The following is a 19,432-nucleotide window of genomic DNA, read 5'->3' on the forward strand; positions in this document are numbered from 1 at the left end:
GGCCCATCCCTATGCGTCGTGGACGCTGATTTTCAACTCGCGTGCAAGGAGTTGTTCACAAAGTCCTGTGCCCGGCCGGGGAGCGGACAGACGTGGAATCACGTCCCGGGCGCTCCGCGGCCGGACTCAGCGACTGCCCGGTCGCCGGTCCCGGTGCCGGTCGGCGGATTCACCCGCGGACGGCGACGGCCGGCGGAGTACGCGAACGAGTGGGACGACGACGTGCACGTTGACGAGCGGGCGCCCTTCGGCCGGCGGGCCGCGTCCTGCGGGCGGACCGCCTCCGGCGGCGGCGCTGCCCGGTGTGCCCCGTCGAGGCGGACGCGGAGGCGGGTGACGCTCTGTCACGCCCTCTTGCCGGTCCCGCCGCCCACCGCGTACGTGTAGTACCGATACGGCAGTTCAGGAAGACCGGACAAGGGTGAGCAGGAGCGCCACGTGTACCGACTGACCGTCCTCTACGGGCACCCCGAGGACCCCGAAGCCTTCGACGAGTACTACACCAGCACGCACATTCCGGTGGCCAAGAAGATGCAGGGGCTCACCGGCTGGACGATCGGCCACTGCGAGGCCGCCGAAGAGGGCGAGAAACCGCCCTACTACATGATCGTCGGCCTCTACGCGGAGTCCCGCGAAGCCCTCGAAGCGGTGCTGGCCAGCCCGGAGGGGCAGGCCACCGTCGCCGACGTGGCCAACTTCGCCACCGGCGGCGCTTGGTTCTTCTTCGACGACGAGCAGGTGATCACGCCGGTCACGTTGGGCTGAGACCCCTGCTGCCGTGCTTGCGCACCGCCCCTGTCAGCGGGCCGCGGGGAATTTCTGCTGGAAACGGCCGCCGGCGAAGCTGCGCAGCGCGGTTTCCAGTCCGGCCGCCCGGGTGCGCGTCTCCTCTTTGGCGGGCGAGACGATCGTGTACTTCAACACACCCTCTCCCGGGCTCAGTTGCTGAGGCACATGAGTGTCCGCCCCCTTCGCGAGGGCGACCGTCAGGGCGAGTTCGCGCATGTTCTTCGCCCTGGTGAACGTGACGGACGCGATGTCCCGCCAGGGCACCGCCAGCATGTGCGGGCCGTACCGCACATGGAGCCCGTCCGCCCCCACTTGCAGGGCCCTGGCCCGCAGCAGCGGCAGGGAGACCCTCAGGTTGTGGCTCAGGTACACGAGCGTGGCGAAGAACGCGTACGCGCAGAGCGCTGGGAGGACGTCGAGGACCAACCCCACCATGAGCAGCAGGCCGCCGATCGCCGACGCCCGCAGGACCGGCCGTCGCATCCGGCGCCAGAACGCCTGGGGGCCCCATTCCTCCACCGCGAACGCGGGAGGGTCCGCCGGACCGCCTTGCGTCCCGGCGGACGGCCGGCTCCGGTGGGCCTCCGCCGGCGCCGGCTGCCCGGCGTGCGCGGGCTGCTCCGGTCGGCCCGGAGGCGCGGAACGGGCGGGAGGCATCGTCGCGGCCGCCGCCCTCGCCGAATTCGCCTGCTGCGGCCCGGTGGTCGCCACGGCGTCCGCGTGCGGACCGCTGTCCGTCACGTCCGTCCGCGAACCTGTGGTCAGGTCCTCCGGCGCGACCCGCGGGTCGCGCACCGCCGACGGCTGCCGGTTCGCGAGGCGCGCGACGAGTTCCCCGGCGGCGGGCCGGTCCTCCGGTGCCTTCCGCAGGCAGTCCCGTGCCAACTCCCGCAGGCCGTACGGCACTCCGCCGAGGTCGGGCTCCTCGTACACGACGCGGAACAGCAGGGCGTGTGAAGGCCCGTCGCCGAAGGCTCCCGCGCCTGTCGCCGCGTGGACGAGCAGCGAGCCGAGGGAGAAGATGTCCGACGGCGGACCCGCCGGCTGCCCCATTGCCTGCTCGGGCGACATGAAACCGGGTGTACCGAGGACGGTTCCCGCCCTGGTCAGATCGGCTCCCATCGAAGTCTCCAAGGTCTCGAGCGCCTTGGAGATGCCGAAGTCGATGACCCTGGGACCGTCGTCCACGAGCAGGACGTTGGAGGGTTTGAGGTCGCGGTGCACGAGGCCGCCCTTGTGGAACGATGCGAGCGCCTCGGCCAGCCCGATGCCGAGCCTGCGCACCTCGCTCTCGTCCAACGGCCCCTGCTGCCGGACGCGTTGGGCCAGCGAGGGCCCGTCGACGTACTGGCTGGCGATCCACGGCATGGCGGCGTCCGGGTCCGCGTCGACGACCTGTGCCGCCCAGAAGCCGCCCGCCCGCATCGCGAGCTTCGCCTCCCTGCGGAAGCGGTCGCGGAAGCCGGGGGAGGACGCCAGGTCCTCCCGTACCACCTTCACCGCGACCCGCCGCCCCGCAGGGGACTCACCAAGGAACACCCGGCCCATGCCGCCCTGGCCGAGCCGGCCGGTCAACCGGTACGGGCCGGCAGTTCGCGGATCCCCGGCTCCCAGCGGTTCCATCGGGCCCCCTTCGACTGCGGCCTCACCTGTCACCCCGTACGCCACACCCTAGCGACGTCGTCCCACGGCGACTCCTCGTTCCGGGGCAGTCGCCGTGACGTGCGGGGCTGTGCCGCCGGCGCCGGCCACCCGGCGACCCGGCTCCGTGACGGCGACGCGCGCTCAGCGCCTGTACGTCACCGACTTGAAGGACTCGGTCTGCCGGCGGATGCCCTCTTCGGTGGGCAGCCGCTCGATCGAGCTGGCGCCGAAGAAGCCCACGACCCCCGACGTGCGGGAGAGGACGTATTGCGCGTCCTCCGGCTCCGCGATGGGCCCGCCGTGGCACAGGACCAGGATGCCGGGGTCGACCGCGGCCGCGGCGTCCCGCATCGCCTGGATCCGCTCGACGCATTCGTCGAGCGTGAGCGCGGTCTGCGCGCCGATGCTGCCCTTGGTCGTCAGGCCCATGTGCGGGACCAGGACGTCGGCCCCGGCCTGCGCCATGGCGGTCGCGTCCGCTTCGTCGAAGACGTACGGGGCGGTCAGCAGCCCGCGTTCGTGCGCGGCGGCGATCATCTCGACCTCCGCGCCGAAACCCATGCCGGTCTCTTCGAGGTTCTGCCGGAAGACACCGTCGATCAGCCCCACCGTGGGGAAGTTCTGCACCCCGGTGAAGCCCGCCGCCTTGACCTGGTCGAGGAAGCGGCCCATCACCCGGAACGGGTCGGTCCCGTTCACGCCCGCGAGGACAGGGGTGTCCTCGACCACGGGCAGTACCTCGTCGGCCATCTCCATGACGATCGCGTTCGCGTCGCCGTAGGCGAGCAGCCCCGCGAGCGAGCCCCGTCCGGCCATCCGGTAGCGGCCGGAGTTGTAGATGATGAGCAGGTCGATGCCGCCTGCCTCGGCCGACTTGGCGGACAGGCCCGTACCGGCCCCGCCGCCGATGACCGGGCGTCCCTCCGCCGCGGTGGCCCTCAGCCGCCGCATCGCCGTTTCGCGGTCCAAAGCCGTGCTCCCTTCTGCCGGCGCTCTGCCGTCGGTCTGCCGTCGGTGCCGTGCGTTCCGCGTCCGTCCCGCATTCTCGTACGCGCCCGCTGCCGCCCTCGTGCGCAGCGGGTTTTCCGTACGGAGCCGCCCCTCACACCGCCCGGGTGATCAGCCGGTCGAGGCGGCGGGCGGCATCGCGCCCGAAGCCGGGGGAGTTGATGTGCGCGTCCACGTCGACGACCTCGACCGGCGATCCCGCGAGCGCGTCACGCAGCGCCGAGAACAGAGCGTCGTCCGCCGCCGCGTCGCGGAACGGGCCGCCCTCGTCGTCGATGCCGCTCAGCCCGCGCAGCGGGAGATGGACGGCGACCGGCCCGTGCGCACCCGCGAGCTTCGCGCCGATGCGCCGGCCCAGCTCGGCGTTCTCCTCCGGCGTGGTCCGCATCAGTGTCACCGCCGGGTTGTGGATCACGAACGTACGGTCCCCGAACTCGGCCGGAACCGTCTCGCGCGGCCCGAAGTTGGCCATGTCGAGCGCTCCGAGCGACACGACCTGCGGTACGCCCATTGCGGCCGCCGCCTCCAGCCGGTGGGGTCCCGCACTCAGTACGCCGCCGACCAGGTCGTCGGCCAGTTCCGTCGTCGTCAGGTCGACCACCCCGGCGAGACGGCCGTCGCGCACGAGCTTCTCCATCGCGCGGCCGCCGGCCCCGGTGGCGTGGAAGACCAGCGGCTCGTACCCGAGGCGCACCAGCTCTTCACGCGCCTCGTCGACGGCCGGCGTGGTCAGGCCGAACATCGACAGACCGACGGCCGGCCGCCGTTCGCCCCCGGGTGCGTCACCGCGTGCCTCGTGCTCCACGGCCATGGCGGAGATCGCCGCGGCGGCGTTGCCGAAGATCTGCCGGGAGACGGAGTTGATCCCGGCCACGTCGACCACCGCGTGCATCAGCGTCACGTCCACCTCGCCGACGTACGGGGAGACATCGCCCGAGGCCATCGTCGAGACCAGCAACTTCGGAACGCCGACCGGCAGCGCCCTCATGGCACGGGAGGCGACGGACGATCCGCCGGAGCCGCCGACGCCGAGCACCCCGTCCAGCCGGCCCTCCGCGTGGAGCCTGAGGACGACCGCCGCAGCCCCGGACGCCATCACCTCCATGGCCGCGCCGCGGTCGCCGGCTTCGCGGAGCACCGTGAGGTCGCCCCCTCCGGCGCGCGCGACTTCGGCCGCCGCCACGTCCGCGCCGGACGCGGGCGCTTCGGAGAAGGAGCCGACGTCGACGGTCACCGTCTCGACCCCGTGCGCGCGGACGCGGTCGGAGATCCAGGCGTACTCCTCACCCTTTGTGTCCATCGTGCCGACGAGCACGACCGTGGCCATCCTGCTCACCTCCTGTTTCCAGCCCTCGCTCGCCTCTGCTGCCTCCGAGAGCCATGGCACTCAGGTTCACAGATGTCCTGCCCCGCGACCTCGTTTCCATGAAGTCCCCGCGGGCCAGGGTTCTTCGGGGCCTGCCCGGGCCGGCTGAAGGACCCCGGCCGGCTGCGCGCACGCCCTCGGCCCGGCACGTACGGGGATCACCTGGTGCGTCGCCGCCCGCGACGCACCCGTAGGCAGCAGGCTGATGGGGAACAGCTCCGCTTGACTTAAAGTTAAGGTTAAGTTGCACCCTGAGGGTGTCGCGTTGGTCCAAGGTCCGGGAGGGCACCATGCACGCAGTCGTTCTGCACGATTTCGGTCCTGCGGAGAACCTCCGTTACGAAAGCGTCGCCGACCCCGTGCCGGGCCCGGGCCAGGTGCGGATCGCCGTGCGGGCGGCGGGGGTGCATCTGGTCGAGACGATGATGAGATCGGGCCTGGAGAGCGACATGATGCCGCCGCTCCCGGAACTTCCGTCGATCTTCGGCGGAGAGGTGGCGGGCACCGTGGATCTGGTAGGTCCCGGGGTGGACCCCGCGTGGACCGGGCTGGCCGTCGTGACCTCCGCCGGTGCACCCGGTGGCTACGCGGAACTGGCGGTGGCCGACCTGGCGTCGGTACACCGGATCCCTGACGGGGTGACGTACGAGCACGCCGTCGCCATGGTGGTCACCGGGACCACGGCCCTGCAGCTTCTGGAGATGGCGGAGCTCACCTCGGACGACGTCGTCCTGATCACCTCCGCGGCGGGCGGGGTCGGCCGGCTGGCCGTGCAGTACGCGCGACGGGTCGGGGCGCAGGTGATCGGTGCCGCGGGCGGCCCCGCCAAGGCAGCGGCTGTGCGTGAGCTCGGTGCGGACCTCGCCGTCGACTACAACGAGTCCTCCTGGAGCCACGACGTGGCCGAGAAGCTGGGCGGCCGCGCGGTCACGGTGGTGCTCGACGGGGTCGGCGGCGCCAAGGCACAGGGGGCCTTCGAGCTCATCGCCGACGGCGGCCGCTACCTGACGATCGGCAGTGCTTCCCAGGAGGACTTCGTGCCGGACCCCGAGATGCTGCGGAAGCGTGACATCAGCGCGGTGGACGCCCTGGCGCTGCTGCTCGAACGGCCGGAGGAGGGGCCGGAGTTCGAGGCCAGGGCGCTGGCCGCGGTGGGGGACGGCACGCTGATGCCGAGTGTGCAGGCGTTCCCGCTCTCGGAGGCCGCTGCCGCGCATGCCGCCATCGAGGCAAGGGCGACCACCGGCAAGGTCGTCCTCGTCCCGTAGACGGAGTCCACACGTACCCGGAGGTGCCGTCCAGGCGGCGGCCGCGGGGTGCGTGAACGACGCCGCCGCAGCACCTGGGGCTCCCGTGCGGCGCGGTACGGGCCGCGCCGCACGGGAGTCGAGCTTTACACCCGCACGCGAGGCCGGTCCGGCTCAGCGCAGGACGGCAGCGCGGCGGCCGGTGTTCCGGATGGGGCGGGCCGGTGTCACGCGCCGGCAATGGACGACGATGTCGAACCACTCGGCAAGCGATCCGCCGGTCATGTGGTGGGCGGCGTCGTTGTCCGGGTCGTAGCGCGGTCCGATGGCCCGCAGCCGGGAGATCTCGTCGAGCCACTCGGCGACCGGCGGCGGCGGAGTTCCACCGAGGTCCAGGAGAAAGGCGCTGATGCCCGATGCGCTCAGCACCGACTCCGCGAAGGGCGGGGTGGCGTTCGGGACCTGGTGCGGCGGCGCATCCCCGTGAGTGGCGAGTTCGCCGTGGTCGAAGGTGAGTCCGATCGATGTGTACCGGGGCCCGAAGCGGTCCCTGAGGTAGCTTCCGGCGTTGCGGGACACCCGCACCGGATTGGGCGGGAAGCTCATGGCCCGTCCGGATCCGTTGGACGTGTGCGAGCTCGAGGACCAGAACAGGGCCTTGTGGCCGGTGTGTTCGTGCCACCAGGCCAGGTTTTCGGCGAAGAACCGCTCGAACTGGGCCATGTTGTGCGGATCGAGCGGTTGCTGATCGTGATCGTGGAGCTCGTAGTACTGGACGATCAGGCGCGCGTTCTGTACCGCCCAGGCGTGACCGTCCCGTTCCGCCGGTACTCCTGCCACCAGCGCATGTGCGGCCCGTGCCCGGTCGACCCAGACGGTTCTGGCGGGGAGGTCACGGAACCGGCGGGTGTGCGAGCGGACGTCGTCGCCGGGACGGAGCCCGGCATAGCAGGCCTCCAGTTCCGCCACGCGGTCCGGGGCGGCCCGGCGGACGAAGTCGACGACCGTGTCGTACGCCGATCCCCTGACCTCGTGGGGGCTCACCCCGACGAAGCGCACCGGGTCGCCGGGATGAGCCATGTTGAATGTCCGCATCCACTCGAGGAGTTCCAGGACCTCCTCGGTTCGCGAGAAGGGCTCGGCGCGTGCGAGGAGCGCCTCGGGATCGCCGGTTCCGGTGCGGACGAACTCGTCGAGCCCGACGCCGAGCGTCCAGTCCTGGTCGAGTACGACAGCGCGGAAGCCGGCTTCCACGACCAGCAGCCTGGCGAGGCGGGCCTGGAGGGCGAGGATCTCGTGCGCCCCTCGGGTGCCGGCGCCGCACCCCACCACGGACGCTCCGTCGCCCAGCATGCTGAGCAGCGGCCGCAGATCGTCGAGGGGTGCTGACGGGTCGGCTGTGGTCAGAGGGTGGGCCATCTCCTTGATCCACTCCGTGACAGCTGTGCGTCCATCTGGGGAGAGCGTCATGGAGTCACCCTGTGACTTCAAGTCCGGTTGAAGTCAAATGTGGGTGGAAATGGGCGTTTCGTCACCGTGTCATCGGCCAGGTCCCGCCCATGAGACGGCGGAAGTCCGTCACGTTCGGCATGTCCGCGGGACCCGGGGTTGTGGACGGGTCAGCGAGACCCGGCAAGAGGCAGTGGCTGAGCGAGGACTGCCGCGGTGAAGACCGTTTCGTCGTCCTGACGGCCCGTGACGCGCGTCCATCCTCCGGGGTCCTCGGAGTCCCGCGTGGCCTCTATCCAGCAGGGCCGGCCGAATTCGGCATAGCGCTGGAAGCTGCTGTCGATGCTGGTGATGAGCGCCGGACGCGGGCCGGGGTCGGAGGCGTGGACGGCCTGGCGTGCCGCTTCGAGCAGAGCCATGCCCGGTATGTGGTCGACGGGGTGGTCGAAGAGGACCGGATGCATGGGCTCGAGGCGGACCTGCCAGGACCCGGGCGTCCCGGAGGGAGCGAGGACCACGTCGAAGTCGGAGCCCCGGCCCACACTCGCGGGTGCGACAGGGGCGAGGGGTGCGGGAGGGCTGCCGGCCGCCCGGGAGAGCTGTGCGGCACGCAGCCTGTCGTAGACCTTGGGGGAAACGCAGCTGTAGCCGGCTCCGCCGCTGGCGACGACCTGTCCACCGAGCCGGATGGAGGTCTCGTAACGCAGACCGGCCAGCTCGTTCCTGCGTCGTTGGATATCGGTGCAGGTGACGTCGATTTCGAGGTTTGCGGGAGCCGAGCCTATGGCGAGGCGGTCGGGGAGAGCTAAGTAGTTCAGGTCCCACATGAGGAATTTGCGGTCGAGGGGCACGTCGAATGAGGTGTGCGCCAGAAGGGCTCCGACCTGCCGGATCGTCTCGGCGGCCAGCAGGGAATCGTAGAAAGTGCGCCCGATGGGCGTGAAAAAGCTGTGGCTTCGGGGCCATTGCGCCGTCATCGCGCAGCGTCCGTCCTTGAGAGTGGTCCAGCCGGTGAGGAGGACCTCGGTGACGGATGCGCGGTGTACGTACTCACGCGGCACTGTCGTCGTGAGTCCTGGCGGGGGCGCTGTCGCGCAACGGCAGGAAGTCTGAGCGGAGTTGGCTGCGATGCTCTGGATCACTGTTCCCCCTTGACGATTTCCGCTGCTGACGAAAGGACGGCGCCCTTGCGACCCCGGTAAGGCCCAGAAAGGGCCCTGCGGCATGAGACCTGTGCATGGCCTGTGCAACCGTCAAGTGACGGTCATGTATCACCCAAGGGATGCCCCAGGATTCCTCAAGCGGGAGCCAACATACGTACTGATCGGTTTCTTGTACAAGTGGATCAGGTGAAGTCGGGGCAGAACTTGTGAGTCCAGAGACGCGGCATCACGTCACGGCGGCCGGCGCGGAACCCGAACTCGGCCGGGGCGGCCGCAGATCTCTCAAGTGAGCCCCCGGTCAGGTATCTGCAATGTCAATTCCTGCACACCCAATGTCAATACTGTGTCAACTCCCTGCGACAGCCGCTCGATACGGCTATGGGGACTGGGCGATTCGGCAGGACTGTTCAAGCAACGGGCCATCCGCTACGTTTTCGGCGTCCGGGGGTTTGCGGGCACCAGGGGAATTCATGCTCGGCGTCGCCATCGACGAACGCAGCGCGATCCAGCACGAGGAATTCGTGACCGCCGCGGCATGACGGCACCGGCGATCATGGAGATGCCTTGCGTCAAATACGGCTGGCAGCTGTCAACATCGACGGTGTCCTGCTCACGGACACCTTCAGCCCGGTCATCCACCGCTTCATCACCCGTCGCGGAGCCGAGTATTCCGCAGACGTCGAAAGAGAGATCTTCTCTCAGCCCCAGCACCTGGCGGCAAAGGCGCTCGGAGTGGCCGCGGGTCTGGACTGGTCCGTGCCCGAGCTCTTGGAGGCGTTCTTCGAAGAGCGCGACGCGTACCTGTCCGATCACCCCCTGCGCGTCCAGGACGGAGCTGTCGAACTGCTCCGCCGGCTTCGGGCCCAGGGTCTGCAGGTCATCTGTTACGGCGGTCTCCGGAAGGAACACTTCGACCGATTCCTGGGGGAGTGGGAAGACCTCTTCGACGGGCCGCGGTACGTGTGCACCGACGAGATCCGGCCCGGCATCCGGGAGATCTCCGCGGACGTCTTCGGGCTCGGGTTCGACCAGGTGCTGTTCATCGACGACGTGGCCCGGGTCGCGGAAGCCGCCAGGGAACTCGACGTGGCCTTCATCGGTCACGCCTCCGACTTCGAGCACGGCTTCCAGGGCGTGTTGATGCGGGAGGCGGGGGTGCGCCACCTGGTCACCTCGCCGGCCGAGATCGACGAGGAACTGCTGTGCCTGGTGGACGCCGAAGCCGCCGCGGGTGCCGTGTGGATCCGCTGACCTCCGCGGCCGGGAGTCCCGTCGCCGTGGGCCACACCAATCAACTGTGAAGGGAAGAAGTCATCATGACCCCTCGTCATGGCCTGCTCCGGGGCAAGGTCGCCCTGATCACCGGGGCGAGCAGCGGAATCGGGGCCGCGGCCGCCCGGGTCTTCGCCCGGGAAGGGGCCGACGTGGTGCTCGCCGCCCGCCGCGAGGACCGGATCAAGTCATTGGCCGAAGAGCTTCGTTCGGAAGGGGCGCGGGCCGAGTACGCCGTGTGTGACGTGACCCGGGCGCAGGACACCGTGGCCGCGGTGGAATGTGCCGTCGACCGCTTCGGGGGCCTGGACGTGGCCTTCAACAACGCCGGCTTCGGCGTTGGCCGTACGCCACTGCACGAGATGGGGGACGACCTCTACGACCAGATCATGGACGTCAACGTGCGCGGTGTCTGGAACTGCCTGCAGGCGGAGATCTCCGCGATGCTCGCCGCCGGCACCGGAGGAGCCCTCGTCAACAACAGCAGTGTCGGCGGACTGCGGGCCACACCGGTGGCGGCTCCCTATGTCGCGTCGAAGCATGCGGTCATAGGCCTGACGAAGGCTGCCGCAGCGGAGTACGCGGACCGCGGAATCCGTGTCAACTCCGTGGCCCCCGGCACCACACGGACCGAAGTGGTCGGTGCGTGGTTCGACGCCCACCCGGACATGGAGGCGGCACTGCATCAGGCGACGCCGCAGGCGCGTACGGCGGAGCCCTCCGAGATCGCCGAGGCGGCCGCTTGGCTCTGCAGCGACCGTGCGTCATTCGTCACGGGGGCCACGATGCCGGTCGACGGCGGGTTCACCATGGTGTGAGAGCGCTTTCCACAGCTTGAAGACAAACATACCTAGCGGTATAGAATTACTCGGGCGACTTGGAGCGGGTCTGCTGGGCAACGAAGGCCACGCGGCCGCAGAAGGATGGATGGAGAGTTCCGTGGCGAAACAGGATCGCGGGGTACGAACCCGGCAGTCGATCTTGCTCGCTGCTGCCGCGGTGTTCGAGGAACGCGGCTACGACGCGGCGAAGTTGACCGAGATCCTCGTACGGGCCAACGTGACCAAGGGGGCGCTGTACTTCCACTTCGCGTCCAAGGAAGAGCTCGCGGTCGAGGTCATCAAGGCCCAGGTCGAGGCGAGCTCCACCCCCTTGCCGCAGGCGTCCAAGGCGCAGGAGTTCGTGGATCTCGGTCTGATCTTCGCTCACCGCCTCGCCCATGACACCCTGCTGCGCGGCAGTGTCCGGCTCACCCTCGACCAGGGCGGGGAGGGGCTGAACCGAAGCGGTCCGTACCGCGACTGGACAAAGGTTTCTCTCCGCATCCTCAACGAGGCGAGGGACCGGGGTGAGCTGCAGCCGCACGTCGAGCCGCGGGTGACCGCCCAGCTTCTCGTCGGTGCCTACGCCGGCGTCAACATGATGAGTCAGATCCTCGGTGAGGCCCACGACTTGAGCCGCCAGATCGCGGCGCTGTACCAGCACTTGATGCCCGGCATTGTGATTCCTGCCGTGCTGGAGACGCTGGACATGTCGGCCGGCCGCGGTGAGCGAGCACTTGCCGAGATGCGTGCCGTCCAGGCGAACGGCGCCCGCTGACCGGGAGTTCGCGGTTCGTCTCCGGGTGAGAGGCCGGCGCGCGGGAATGCTGCCGACGGTGAACACCGGCAGGCGCAGACTGTGCAACCGGGCCTGCTGCGTGCCGACTGGCAGCGTTGTCGGAGAAACCGCAAAGGACGTGAGTGGAGCGCTCAGCGGGCGGGCGGCGACAGTGATCCGCTCCCCATGCTGAGCGCCCAGGCATTGATCACCAGGTCGGTGCCGCTCGGATCGACGGTGTCCTGCGCATGCCGTGCGGCCATCCGCGGCAGCAGCAGCTGCCACAAGCCGGTGAGCGAACGCCGGGACAGCCATTCCTTGTTGTCCCTGCCGAGGACTTCGAGGCCGACGGTCGCGGCCATCACAGAGGCAACGAGGTGCTGCAGGGAAACCTCCCTGGTGAGGATGTCGTCGTCGGAGGCCCGGGTGAGCAGCTGCTGCACGCAGCTGTGCCATTCCTGACGGAGGTTGAGTTCCTTCTGGCGGGTCGGGTCGCAGCTGAGCCGGAATCCGGCGCTGACGACGACGTCGCAGCTCAGCAGGTACGCGAAGATGTGTGACACGTCCGTCAGCGCCTGCAGCGGGCTCGTCCGGCACAGGCTCACCTTGTGTGCCGCCCGCCGAAGGGACAGACACGCCGCGTCCTCCACCGCGTCGGCCACCGCGGCCTTGTTCTCGAAGTGGAAGTGCAGGGCACCCGAGCTCACCCCGGCCCCGGAGCTGATCTCTGCAAGGCGTGCCTTGTCGTAACCATGTCGTTCGAACAGCTCGGCTGCCGAACGGATCAGTGCGTCACGGGTGCGGGCTGCCCGTTGCTGCTTGTTCAAGGTGGCTCCTGTGAGGGAACTGTCTGTCGGGGTCGAGTATGGGTGGAACTATCAAACCAACCTCCTGGTTTTATATCTAGGCGGACGAACGAAGCGGCAAGGAGCCTTCCGCTCAACCTTCTGTTCAACTCGGCTTATTTGTACGGAAACAATGAAGGGTCACGCCTAAGCGTCTACCGCCGGTCTGTGGCACTCCTCCAACTGGCCGGAAAATTCGTCTGGTTGAGACCTTGCGCACTCTTGGTATGTGAGCTAACAGCCAAGGCAAAAGTCTTGACATACCGGGATGCCGGTTTGTAGCGTCACGCAAATCCGGGGGACTACTCGTGATGCGTCCATCGCTCAGACGTGTAGGAGCAATTGATGAATCGGCATTCCACAGAGCTGTTCGGGCCACGCGGCACCTCTGCGCCTGCGCGACCGGCTGAGATCACCGCCGTCCACCCCCGCCGGGAGGCCCTGCGGGTCCTCGTCGTGGAGAGTGAGGCTCGTGCTGCCGATGCCCTCGTTCTGGGGCTGTCCAGGCACGGTCATCATGCCGAGAATGTGGCCACCGGCGCCAAGGCGCTGCAAGTGCACCACAGTGCCGACCTCATCCTGCTCGACCTCGACCTTCCCGACCTTGACGGTCTTGAGATCTGCCGCACGATTCGAGCCACCTGCGCCACTCCCGTCATCGCGGTCACCGCCCGGGACACCGAACTCGACCGAGTCCTCGGACTGCAGGCGGGCGCGGACGACTACATGGTGAAGCCTTACGGGTTCAGTGAGTTGATGGCCCGTATCGAAGCCGTCATGCGCAGGGTCCGGCCTCCCCAGCCTCCTGCCCAGATCATCACGCGCGGCGGACTGAGCATCGACGCCGGCATCCGTGAGATCCGGCTCGACGGACGCCGCATCGTGGCGACCCGCAAGGAGTTCGATTTACTGCACCTGCTCGCCTCCCAGCCGGAAACCGTCATCTCCCGCAGGCAGTTGATGATGCAGGTGTGGGACGACTCGTGGTCCCGTTCAGGGCGCACCATCGACACGCATGTCAGCAGTCTGCGCAGCAAGCTCGGATCGAGCAGCTGGATCATCACAGTCCGCGGGGTGGGCTTCCGGCTCGGACGAGCCTGACGCCGACGCCGGCGGCGGTTCTCCGCGCGGCACCGCGAGCTGCATACTCGGGATTTTCCGTCCACGGGGCCCCGGCTCCGCGACGCCTGGCGCCGCGTGAGCACGGGGCCGGTCCCGTGCTCACGCGGTGCGGGGCGATGGGCTGAGAGTCCGTCGGACATCCGCGTCGTGGTAGTACGCACGGCTCTGGCTGTTCTTGCGCCGTCGCCAGCGTTGCTGGCTCGCGTGGCGGTAGACCGTGCCCGGCGGGATGTTCCATAGCCGGGCGATTTCGGCGGCGCTGAACCAGCGCACCGGCTCCTCCTGTTCGGGGTGCGCGGGCGGTCCGTCCGGCGCCGGGCCCCTGGTCCGAGCCGCCATGAGGCGGCTCAGCTGCAGCCATTGCCTGCCCGTCCAGCGGTGTTCGCCGTCGGCGTCGCACATGATCTCGGCGGGCGGCCGTCCGGACCGGTCGGCGCCGACCGCGGCGGTCAGGGTGCCTCCACAGCCGGACTCCACGCAGTCGCCGACCGGCACTGTGCGTGCCGGGTCGGGGTCGATCACCCGGCGTGCCGTGTGCACGAGTTGGGTGATCTCCTCGCTGAGGTCGCCCGCCGCTTCGTGAGCGGCCAGCCAGGCCGCGTGCCGCAGCAGGAACGCGGCCATCGGCGCGACCGCACGCGGGGGTGGCGATATGCCGCGTTCCTGGTTGACAACGCCGGCCCAGCCGGCGAGCACCAGAAGCACGGAGGAACGCACCTCGGCGGCAGCCGCGTTGAACGGCATGCCGGGAAGCGGTCCACCCGAGGTCCGTTCGCGCCGCCGGTCGGATCCGCCGTCCAGATGCAGGGCACACTCCGCGTACAGACCGGGCAGGCTTTCGAGGTCCCGCGCGAGACGCTTCCGGCAGGACACGCACAGCCGGGACCCCGCGACCGTCCGGCGGGGCGGACGGCCGGCCGCCCCGTCACGGCAGCCGACGCCGGCGCACGCCGCGGCGCGAATCGTCTCCTTGGTCACCGTTCCCCCTTGAGTGGTTGTTCCTCGCCGGCTTTCGGGCCGGGGCGAGCGGTAATGCTAGGACTCAGAATTCCTGCATCACAAGGAGAAGACTCACCAGTTGTGCATTCTCTGACATTCATTTCATGCGGCTCACTCATTCCGTGACGAGCGGGTCAGACATCTTGCCAGGTCGCAGGCATCGACGGTCGGGCATGTAGCGGAGTGCAATGTTCCATTTGCGTTTCTCCTGACGTTCGTCTCACCTGTCTCTTTGAAATGCGCGGAGGCCTGAAGAACCTTGCGCAGACCTGAACCTGTAGCGTCTTGAAATCGCTTTGGCCTACGACGAACCTCGTTAGCAACTTCCGCTGCTCTGTGCTGAGTCGCATGTGAACCTGCGTCCCCGCTTCCCGGGTGCAGGCATCAGTTCCGGAAAACCCCGAGATGGCCGAGGAGAGGCACATGGACGCTGCAGTGATTGTGGTGGGTGCAGGACCGGCAGGATTGATGCTCGCCGGGGAGTTGCGGCTCGCGGGAGTTGAGGTCATCGTCCTGGAGCGCCTGCAGGAGCGAACCGGGGAATCGCGGGGCCTTGGATTCACTGCGCGCACAATGGAAGTCTTCGACCAGCGCGGGCTGTTGCCCAGGTTCGGTGACATCGAGACGAGCAACGTCGGTCATTTCGGCGGACTTCCCGTTGACTTCGGCGTACTCGAAGGTGCCTGGCAGGCCGCCAAGACGGTTCCGCAGTCCGTCACCGAGACGCATCTCGAACAGTGGGCCACCAGCCTTGGCGCAGACATCAGGCGCGAACACGAATTCGTTTCACTCAAGGACGACGGAGAGTGCGTCGAAGTACAGGTACGCGGCCCGCAGGGCGTCCATACTCTGCGCTGCGGTCACCTGGTGGGCTGCGACGGCGGTCGCAGCGCGGTGCGCAAAGCCGCCGGCTTCGACTTTCCCGGCACCGCATCGACCATGGAGATGTTCCTCGCCGACATCAAGGGCATCGAACTCGAACCGCGGATGATCGGTGAGACCCTCCCCGGCGGGATGGTCATGATCGGCCCGCTGCCGGGCGGCATCACCCGGATCATCGTCTGCGAGCGCGGCGCCCCGCCGCAGCAGCGCGAGGTGCCGCCCTCCTTCGACGAAGTCGCCGACGCCTGGAAGCGGTTGACGGGCGATGACATCTCACACGCCGAACCGGTGTGGGTCAGCGCCTTCGGCAACGCCACTCGCCAGGTCACCGAGTACCGCCGCGGGCGCGTCATTCTGGCCGGCGACGCCGCGCACATCCATCTGCCCGCCGGCGGGCAGGGCATGAACACCAGCATTCAGGACTCGGTGAACCTCGGCTGGAAACTCGCCGCGGTGGCGAACGGCTGGGCCCCCGAAGGGCTGCTCGACAGCTACCACAGTGAACGGCACGCCGTCGGCAAACGGCTGCTCATGAACACCCAGGCTCAGGGACTGCTCTTCCTCTCCGGGGCCGAAGTGCAGCCACTGCGTGACGTGATGAGCGAGCTCATCGCATACGAAGAGGTCTCTCAGCACCTCGCCGCCATGGTCAGCGGACTGGAGATCAGCTACGACGTCGGCGCCGCCGGTCATCCGCTGCTCGGGCGGCGTATGCCGTCCCTGGAGCTGGCCGGCGAGCGGGGCGGGACATCCAGCACCGAACTCCTGCACTCCGCTCGCGGTGTGCTGCTCGACCTGGAGGACAACCCGCGACTGCGTGGGCGAGCGGCCCCCTGGTCCGACCGGGTCGACATCGTCACGGCCCAGGCACGGAACGTCTCGGCGGCCTCCGGGCTGCGGGGAAGCTCCGCCGTCCTGGTCCGCCCCGACGGCCACGTCGCCTGGGTCGCTCCAGGCAGCAGCCGCGACCTGCCCAGCACCCTCCAGCGCTGGTTCGGCCAGCCGGGCAGGCGATAGTGCTTCGCCGCGAACGTCCTGCCGGGGTGAACGAGAGGCCACGGCCGCCGCTTCCGGCACCCGGGCGGTCCTCATCCGTCCGTACCGCCCACCGCTCTAGCCGACCCACGGGAGGCACACAGACATGCACAGCACCCTGATCGTGGCCCGGATGGATGTCGAGTCCAGCGCCCAAGTGGCGCGGCTCTTCAGCGAGTTCGACGACAGCGAGATGCCGCATCGAATGGGCACACGACGCCGGCAGCTGTTCTCGTACAAGGGCCTCTACTTCCACTTGCAGGACTTCGACGGTGACAACGGCGGCGAGCTCATCGAGGACGCCAAGAACGATCCGCGGTTCGTGCAGATCAGCCAGGACCTCAAGCCGTTCATCGAGCCGTACGACCCTGCGACGTGGCGCTCCCCGGCGGATGCCATGGGCACCCGCTTCTACAACTGGACGGCGTGAGTGAAGAACCGTCACACCCAATCAACGGGAGGGGGTCACCCAGTGGGCCGCCGGGTGGTAATCACAGGCGTCGGCGTTCTGGCGCCGGGCGGGATCGGTGTCAAGAGCTTCTGGAGCCTGCTGAGCGAAGGGCGTACGGCGACCCGGGGAATCACCTTCTTCGACCCGTCGGCCTTCCGCTCGAGAGTCGCGGCGGAGGCGGATTTCGACGCGGAGCTGCACGGGCTGAGCCCGCAGGAGATACGCCGCATGGACCGGGCTGCCCAGCTGGGTGTCGTCACCGCCCGTGAGGCGCTCGCGGACAGCGGCCTCGAACTCGCCGGGGTCGATCCGCACCGTATGGGTGTCACCATCGGCAGCGCCGTCGGCGCGACGACCGGCCTCGACGACGAGTACCGCGTGGTCAGCGACGACGGCCGTCTCGACCTCGTCGACCACACGTATGCGCCACAGCACTTGTACAACTACTTCGTGCCGAGCTCGTTCTCGGCCGAGGTGGCGTGGGCGGTCGGCGCGGAAGGGCCGAACACCGTGGTGTCCACGGGCTGCACCTCGGGCATCGACTCGGTCGGGCATGCCGTCGATCTGATCCGCGAAGGCACCGCCGACGTGATGATCGCCGGTGCGACGGACGCCCCCATCTCGCCGATCACCATGGCGTGCTTCGACGCGATCAAGGCCACGACTCCGCGCAACGACGACGCCGAACACGCCTCGCGGCCGTTCGACGCCACCCGCAACGGCTTCGTGCTCGGCGAGGGCAGCGCGGTCTTCGTGCTGGAGGAGTTCGAGAGCGCGAAGAGACGTGGAGCGCACCTCTACGCCGAGATAGCCGGCTACGCCTCGCGCTGCAACGCCTTCCACATGACGGGTCTGAGGCCCGACGGACGTGAGATGGCCGAGGCGATCAGGGTCGCCCTCGTCGAGGCGCGGGCCAACCCCGAGGACATCGACTACATCAACGCGCACGGATCCGGCACCAAGCAGAACGACCGGCACGAGACCGCGGCGTTCAAGCGCAGCCTCGGCGACCACGCCTACCGCACCCCGGTGAGCTCCATCAAGTCGATGGTCGGTCACTCGCTGGGAGCGATCGGCTCGATCGAGATCGCCGCCTCCGTACTGGCCATGGAGAACGACGTCGTGCCGCCGACCGCGAATCTGCACACCCCCGACCCGGAGTGCGACCTCGACTATGTGCCGCTCACAGCACGTGAGCAGCGGACCGACACGGTACTGACCGTGGGCAGCGGCTTCGGCGGGTTCCAGAGCGCGATGGTGCTGACCCGCCCCGTCGGGAGGGTGGGATGAGAACCAAAGCCGTCATCACCGGAATCGGCATCGCGACCCCCAACGGGTTCGGTGTGGACGACTTCTGGGCAGCGACCCGGGTCGGCAAGAACGCGATCGGGCGCATCACCAGGTTCGACGCCGAGCGGTACCCGGCCGGACTGGCCGGTGAGATCCGCAACTTCACGGCCGAGGACCACCTGCCGAGCAGGCTGCTCCCACAGACCGACCGGATGACCCGGCTCGCCCTGGTGGGCGCCGACTGGGCCTTCGAGGACGCGGGCGTCTCTCCCGACGACATCGGCGAGTACGACATCGGCGTGGTCACCGCCTCGACCTCGGGTGGTTTCGAGTTCGGTCAGAACGAGCTCCAGAGGCTGTGGAGCCAGGGGAGTCAATACGTCAGCGCGTATCAGTCCTTCGCCTGGTTCTACGCCGTCAACAGCGGCCAGATCTCCATCCGGAACGGCATGCGCGGCCCCAGCGGAGTGGTGGTCAGTGATCAGGCGGGCGGCCTCGACGCGATCGCCCAGGCCCGGCGGCAGCTCCGCAAGGGCAGCAAGATGATCTTCTCGGGCGGGTTCGACGCCCCCATCTGCCCCTGGGGATGGACAGCGCAGCTGGCCGGCGGTCGTCTCTCCACCAGCGAGGATCCCGACCGTGCCTACCTCCCGTTCGACGCGGCGGCCGACGGCTACGTGCCCGGCGAGGGTGGTGCCTTGCTGATCCTCGAGGACGAGGCGGTCGCACGTGCCCGCGGCGCGAAGAAGATCTACGGCGAGATCGCCGGCTACGGTGCGACCTTCGACCCCAGGCCGGGCAGCGGAGGCGAACCCGGTCTTCGCCGTGCCATCGAGACCGCGCTCGCCGACGCCGGCATCGAGGCGGGCGAGGTCGATGTCGTGTTCGCCGACGCCGCCGGTTCGCCGGACCTGGACCGCAGCGAAGCCGAGGCGATCACCGCGGTCTTCGGTCCGTCCGGGGTCCCCGTCACCGCCCCCAAGACGATGACCGGGCGCCTCTATTCCGGCGCAGCTTCCGTGGATGTGGTGTCGGCGCTGCTCGCCACGTGCGAGGGCTTGATCCCGCCCACCACCAACGTGGAGCTGTCGCCCGACTACACCATCGACCTGGTGACCCACCAGCCACGCGCGGCCGTGGTGCGCACGTCGCTCGTCCTCGCACGCGGCTACTCCGGCTTCAACTCAGCCGTGGTGGTACGTGCCGTGGACTGACCGCACTGCCTGAGTCGTACGACCCGAACCGAGCCCCGTCCTTTCTTCCTGGAGTGG

17 protein-coding genes are annotated in these 19,432 nt (G+C 68.9%); 10 read left to right on the plus strand and 7 right to left on the minus strand.

Annotated elements, in window-relative coordinates; translation table 11 throughout:
- Nucleotides 1–438 precede the first annotated feature (438 nt).
- Nucleotides 439–765, plus strand: a complete 327-nt coding sequence (locus AN215_RS24435) for an EthD family reductase (RefSeq protein ID WP_070010976.1) — start codon at nt 439–441, stop codon at nt 763–765.
- Between the two features lie 33 nt (nt 766–798).
- Here the strand turns inward: AN215_RS24435 and AN215_RS24440 are convergent, their stop codons facing one another.
- The 3 genes from AN215_RS24440 to AN215_RS24450 form a co-directional block, all read right to left on the minus strand.
- Nucleotides 799–2,412: a serine/threonine-protein kinase gene (locus tag AN215_RS24440; protein ID WP_107374494.1), complete on the minus strand. Its 1,614-nt coding sequence runs from the start codon at nt 2,410–2,412 to the stop codon at nt 799–801.
- Nucleotides 2,413–2,574: 162 nt separating this feature from the next.
- Nucleotides 2,575–3,402 (minus strand): phosphoenolpyruvate hydrolase family protein, encoded by an 828-nt coding sequence (locus AN215_RS24445; RefSeq protein ID WP_070010974.1) that lies wholly within the window; start codon nt 3,400–3,402, stop codon nt 2,575–2,577.
- 133 nt (nt 3,403–3,535) lie between these two features.
- A complete protein-coding gene (locus tag AN215_RS24450; RefSeq protein WP_070010973.1) occupies nt 3,536–4,768 on the minus strand; it encodes a Tm-1-like ATP-binding domain-containing protein in 1,233 nt (410 codons plus the stop codon).
- 329 nt (nt 4,769–5,097) lie between these two features.
- On the opposite strand from AN215_RS24450, the gene AN215_RS24455 reads away from it, so the two are divergent.
- Entirely contained in the window at nt 5,098–6,075 is a 978-nt protein-coding gene (locus tag AN215_RS24455; RefSeq protein WP_070010972.1) for a zinc-binding dehydrogenase, read from the plus strand.
- Between the two features lie 153 nt (nt 6,076–6,228).
- Here the strand turns inward: AN215_RS24455 and AN215_RS24460 are convergent, their stop codons facing one another.
- Together AN215_RS24460 and AN215_RS24465 are read right to left on the minus strand one after the other, a co-directional pair.
- A complete protein-coding gene (locus AN215_RS24460) occupies nt 6,229–7,524 on the minus strand; it encodes an erythromycin esterase family protein (RefSeq protein WP_070010971.1) in 1,296 nt (431 codons plus the stop codon).
- Between the two features lie 149 nt (nt 7,525–7,673).
- Complete coding sequence (locus AN215_RS24465) at nt 7,674–8,642, minus strand: ScbA/BarX family gamma-butyrolactone biosynthesis protein (RefSeq protein WP_488803510.1); 969 nt, start codon at nt 8,640–8,642, stop codon at nt 7,674–7,676.
- A gap of 597 nt (nt 8,643–9,239) precedes the next feature.
- Here AN215_RS24465 and AN215_RS24470 point away from each other — a divergent pair.
- From AN215_RS24470 to AN215_RS24480, 3 genes are all read left to right on the plus strand, one after another.
- Nucleotides 9,240–9,917 carry an HAD family hydrolase gene (locus AN215_RS24470; RefSeq protein ID WP_070011385.1) on the plus strand — a complete coding sequence of 226 codons (678 nt, stop codon included), beginning with the start codon at nt 9,240–9,242 and terminating at the stop codon, nt 9,915–9,917.
- Between the two features lie 65 nt (nt 9,918–9,982).
- Nucleotides 9,983–10,756: an SDR family NAD(P)-dependent oxidoreductase gene (locus tag AN215_RS24475; protein WP_070010970.1), complete on the plus strand. Its 774-nt coding sequence runs from the start codon at nt 9,983–9,985 to the stop codon at nt 10,754–10,756.
- A gap of 121 nt (nt 10,757–10,877) precedes the next feature.
- A complete protein-coding gene (locus AN215_RS24480; RefSeq protein ID WP_070011384.1) occupies nt 10,878–11,537 on the plus strand; it encodes a ScbR family autoregulator-binding transcription factor in 660 nt (219 codons plus the stop codon).
- Nucleotides 11,538–11,689: 152 nt separating this feature from the next.
- On the opposite strand, the gene AN215_RS24485 is transcribed toward AN215_RS24480, so the two are convergent.
- A complete protein-coding gene (locus tag AN215_RS24485; protein WP_070010969.1) occupies nt 11,690–12,364 on the minus strand; it encodes a ScbR family autoregulator-binding transcription factor in 675 nt (224 codons plus the stop codon).
- A 363-nt stretch (nt 12,365–12,727) separates the two neighbouring features.
- Here AN215_RS24485 and AN215_RS24490 point away from each other — a divergent pair, with 363 nt between their 5' ends.
- Nucleotides 12,728–13,483, plus strand: a complete 756-nt coding sequence (locus AN215_RS24490) for a response regulator transcription factor (RefSeq protein WP_079123376.1) — start codon at nt 12,728–12,730, stop codon at nt 13,481–13,483.
- Nucleotides 13,484–13,603: 120 nt separating this feature from the next.
- Here the strand turns inward: AN215_RS24490 and AN215_RS24495 are convergent, their stop codons facing one another.
- Nucleotides 13,604–14,482, minus strand: a complete 879-nt coding sequence (locus AN215_RS24495; protein ID WP_070010968.1) for a hypothetical protein — start codon at nt 14,480–14,482, stop codon at nt 13,604–13,606.
- 444 nt (nt 14,483–14,926) lie between these two features.
- On the opposite strand from AN215_RS24495, the gene AN215_RS24500 reads away from it, so the two are divergent.
- From AN215_RS24500 to AN215_RS24515, 4 genes are all read left to right on the plus strand, one after another.
- The gene (locus AN215_RS24500) at nt 14,927–16,402 is read left to right on the plus strand and encodes an FAD-dependent monooxygenase (RefSeq protein WP_070011382.1); all 1,476 of its coding nucleotides are present in this window, start codon (nt 14,927–14,929) and stop codon (nt 16,400–16,402) included.
- A gap of 124 nt (nt 16,403–16,526) precedes the next feature.
- On the plus strand, nt 16,527–16,850 hold the full coding sequence (locus AN215_RS24505) for a TcmI family type II polyketide cyclase (RefSeq protein ID WP_070010967.1): 324 nt from the start codon (nt 16,527–16,529) through the stop codon (nt 16,848–16,850).
- Between the two features lie 54 nt (nt 16,851–16,904).
- Nucleotides 16,905–18,161: a beta-ketoacyl-[acyl-carrier-protein] synthase family protein gene (locus tag AN215_RS24510; protein WP_275521533.1), complete on the plus strand. Its 1,257-nt coding sequence runs from the start codon at nt 16,905–16,907 to the stop codon at nt 18,159–18,161.
- The gene (locus AN215_RS24515; protein WP_070010965.1) at nt 18,158–19,375 is read left to right on the plus strand and encodes a ketosynthase chain-length factor; all 1,218 of its coding nucleotides are present in this window, start codon (nt 18,158–18,160) and stop codon (nt 19,373–19,375) included. Before AN215_RS24510 ends, AN215_RS24515 begins: the two co-directional genes overlap by 4 nt.
- Nucleotides 19,376–19,432: the final 57 nt, after the last annotated feature.

Origin of the sequence: Streptomyces abyssalis (assembly GCF_001751365.1) — a bacterium.
In the GTDB taxonomy this organism is placed as follows: Bacteria; Actinomycetota; Actinomycetes; order Streptomycetales; family Streptomycetaceae; genus Streptomyces; species Streptomyces abyssalis.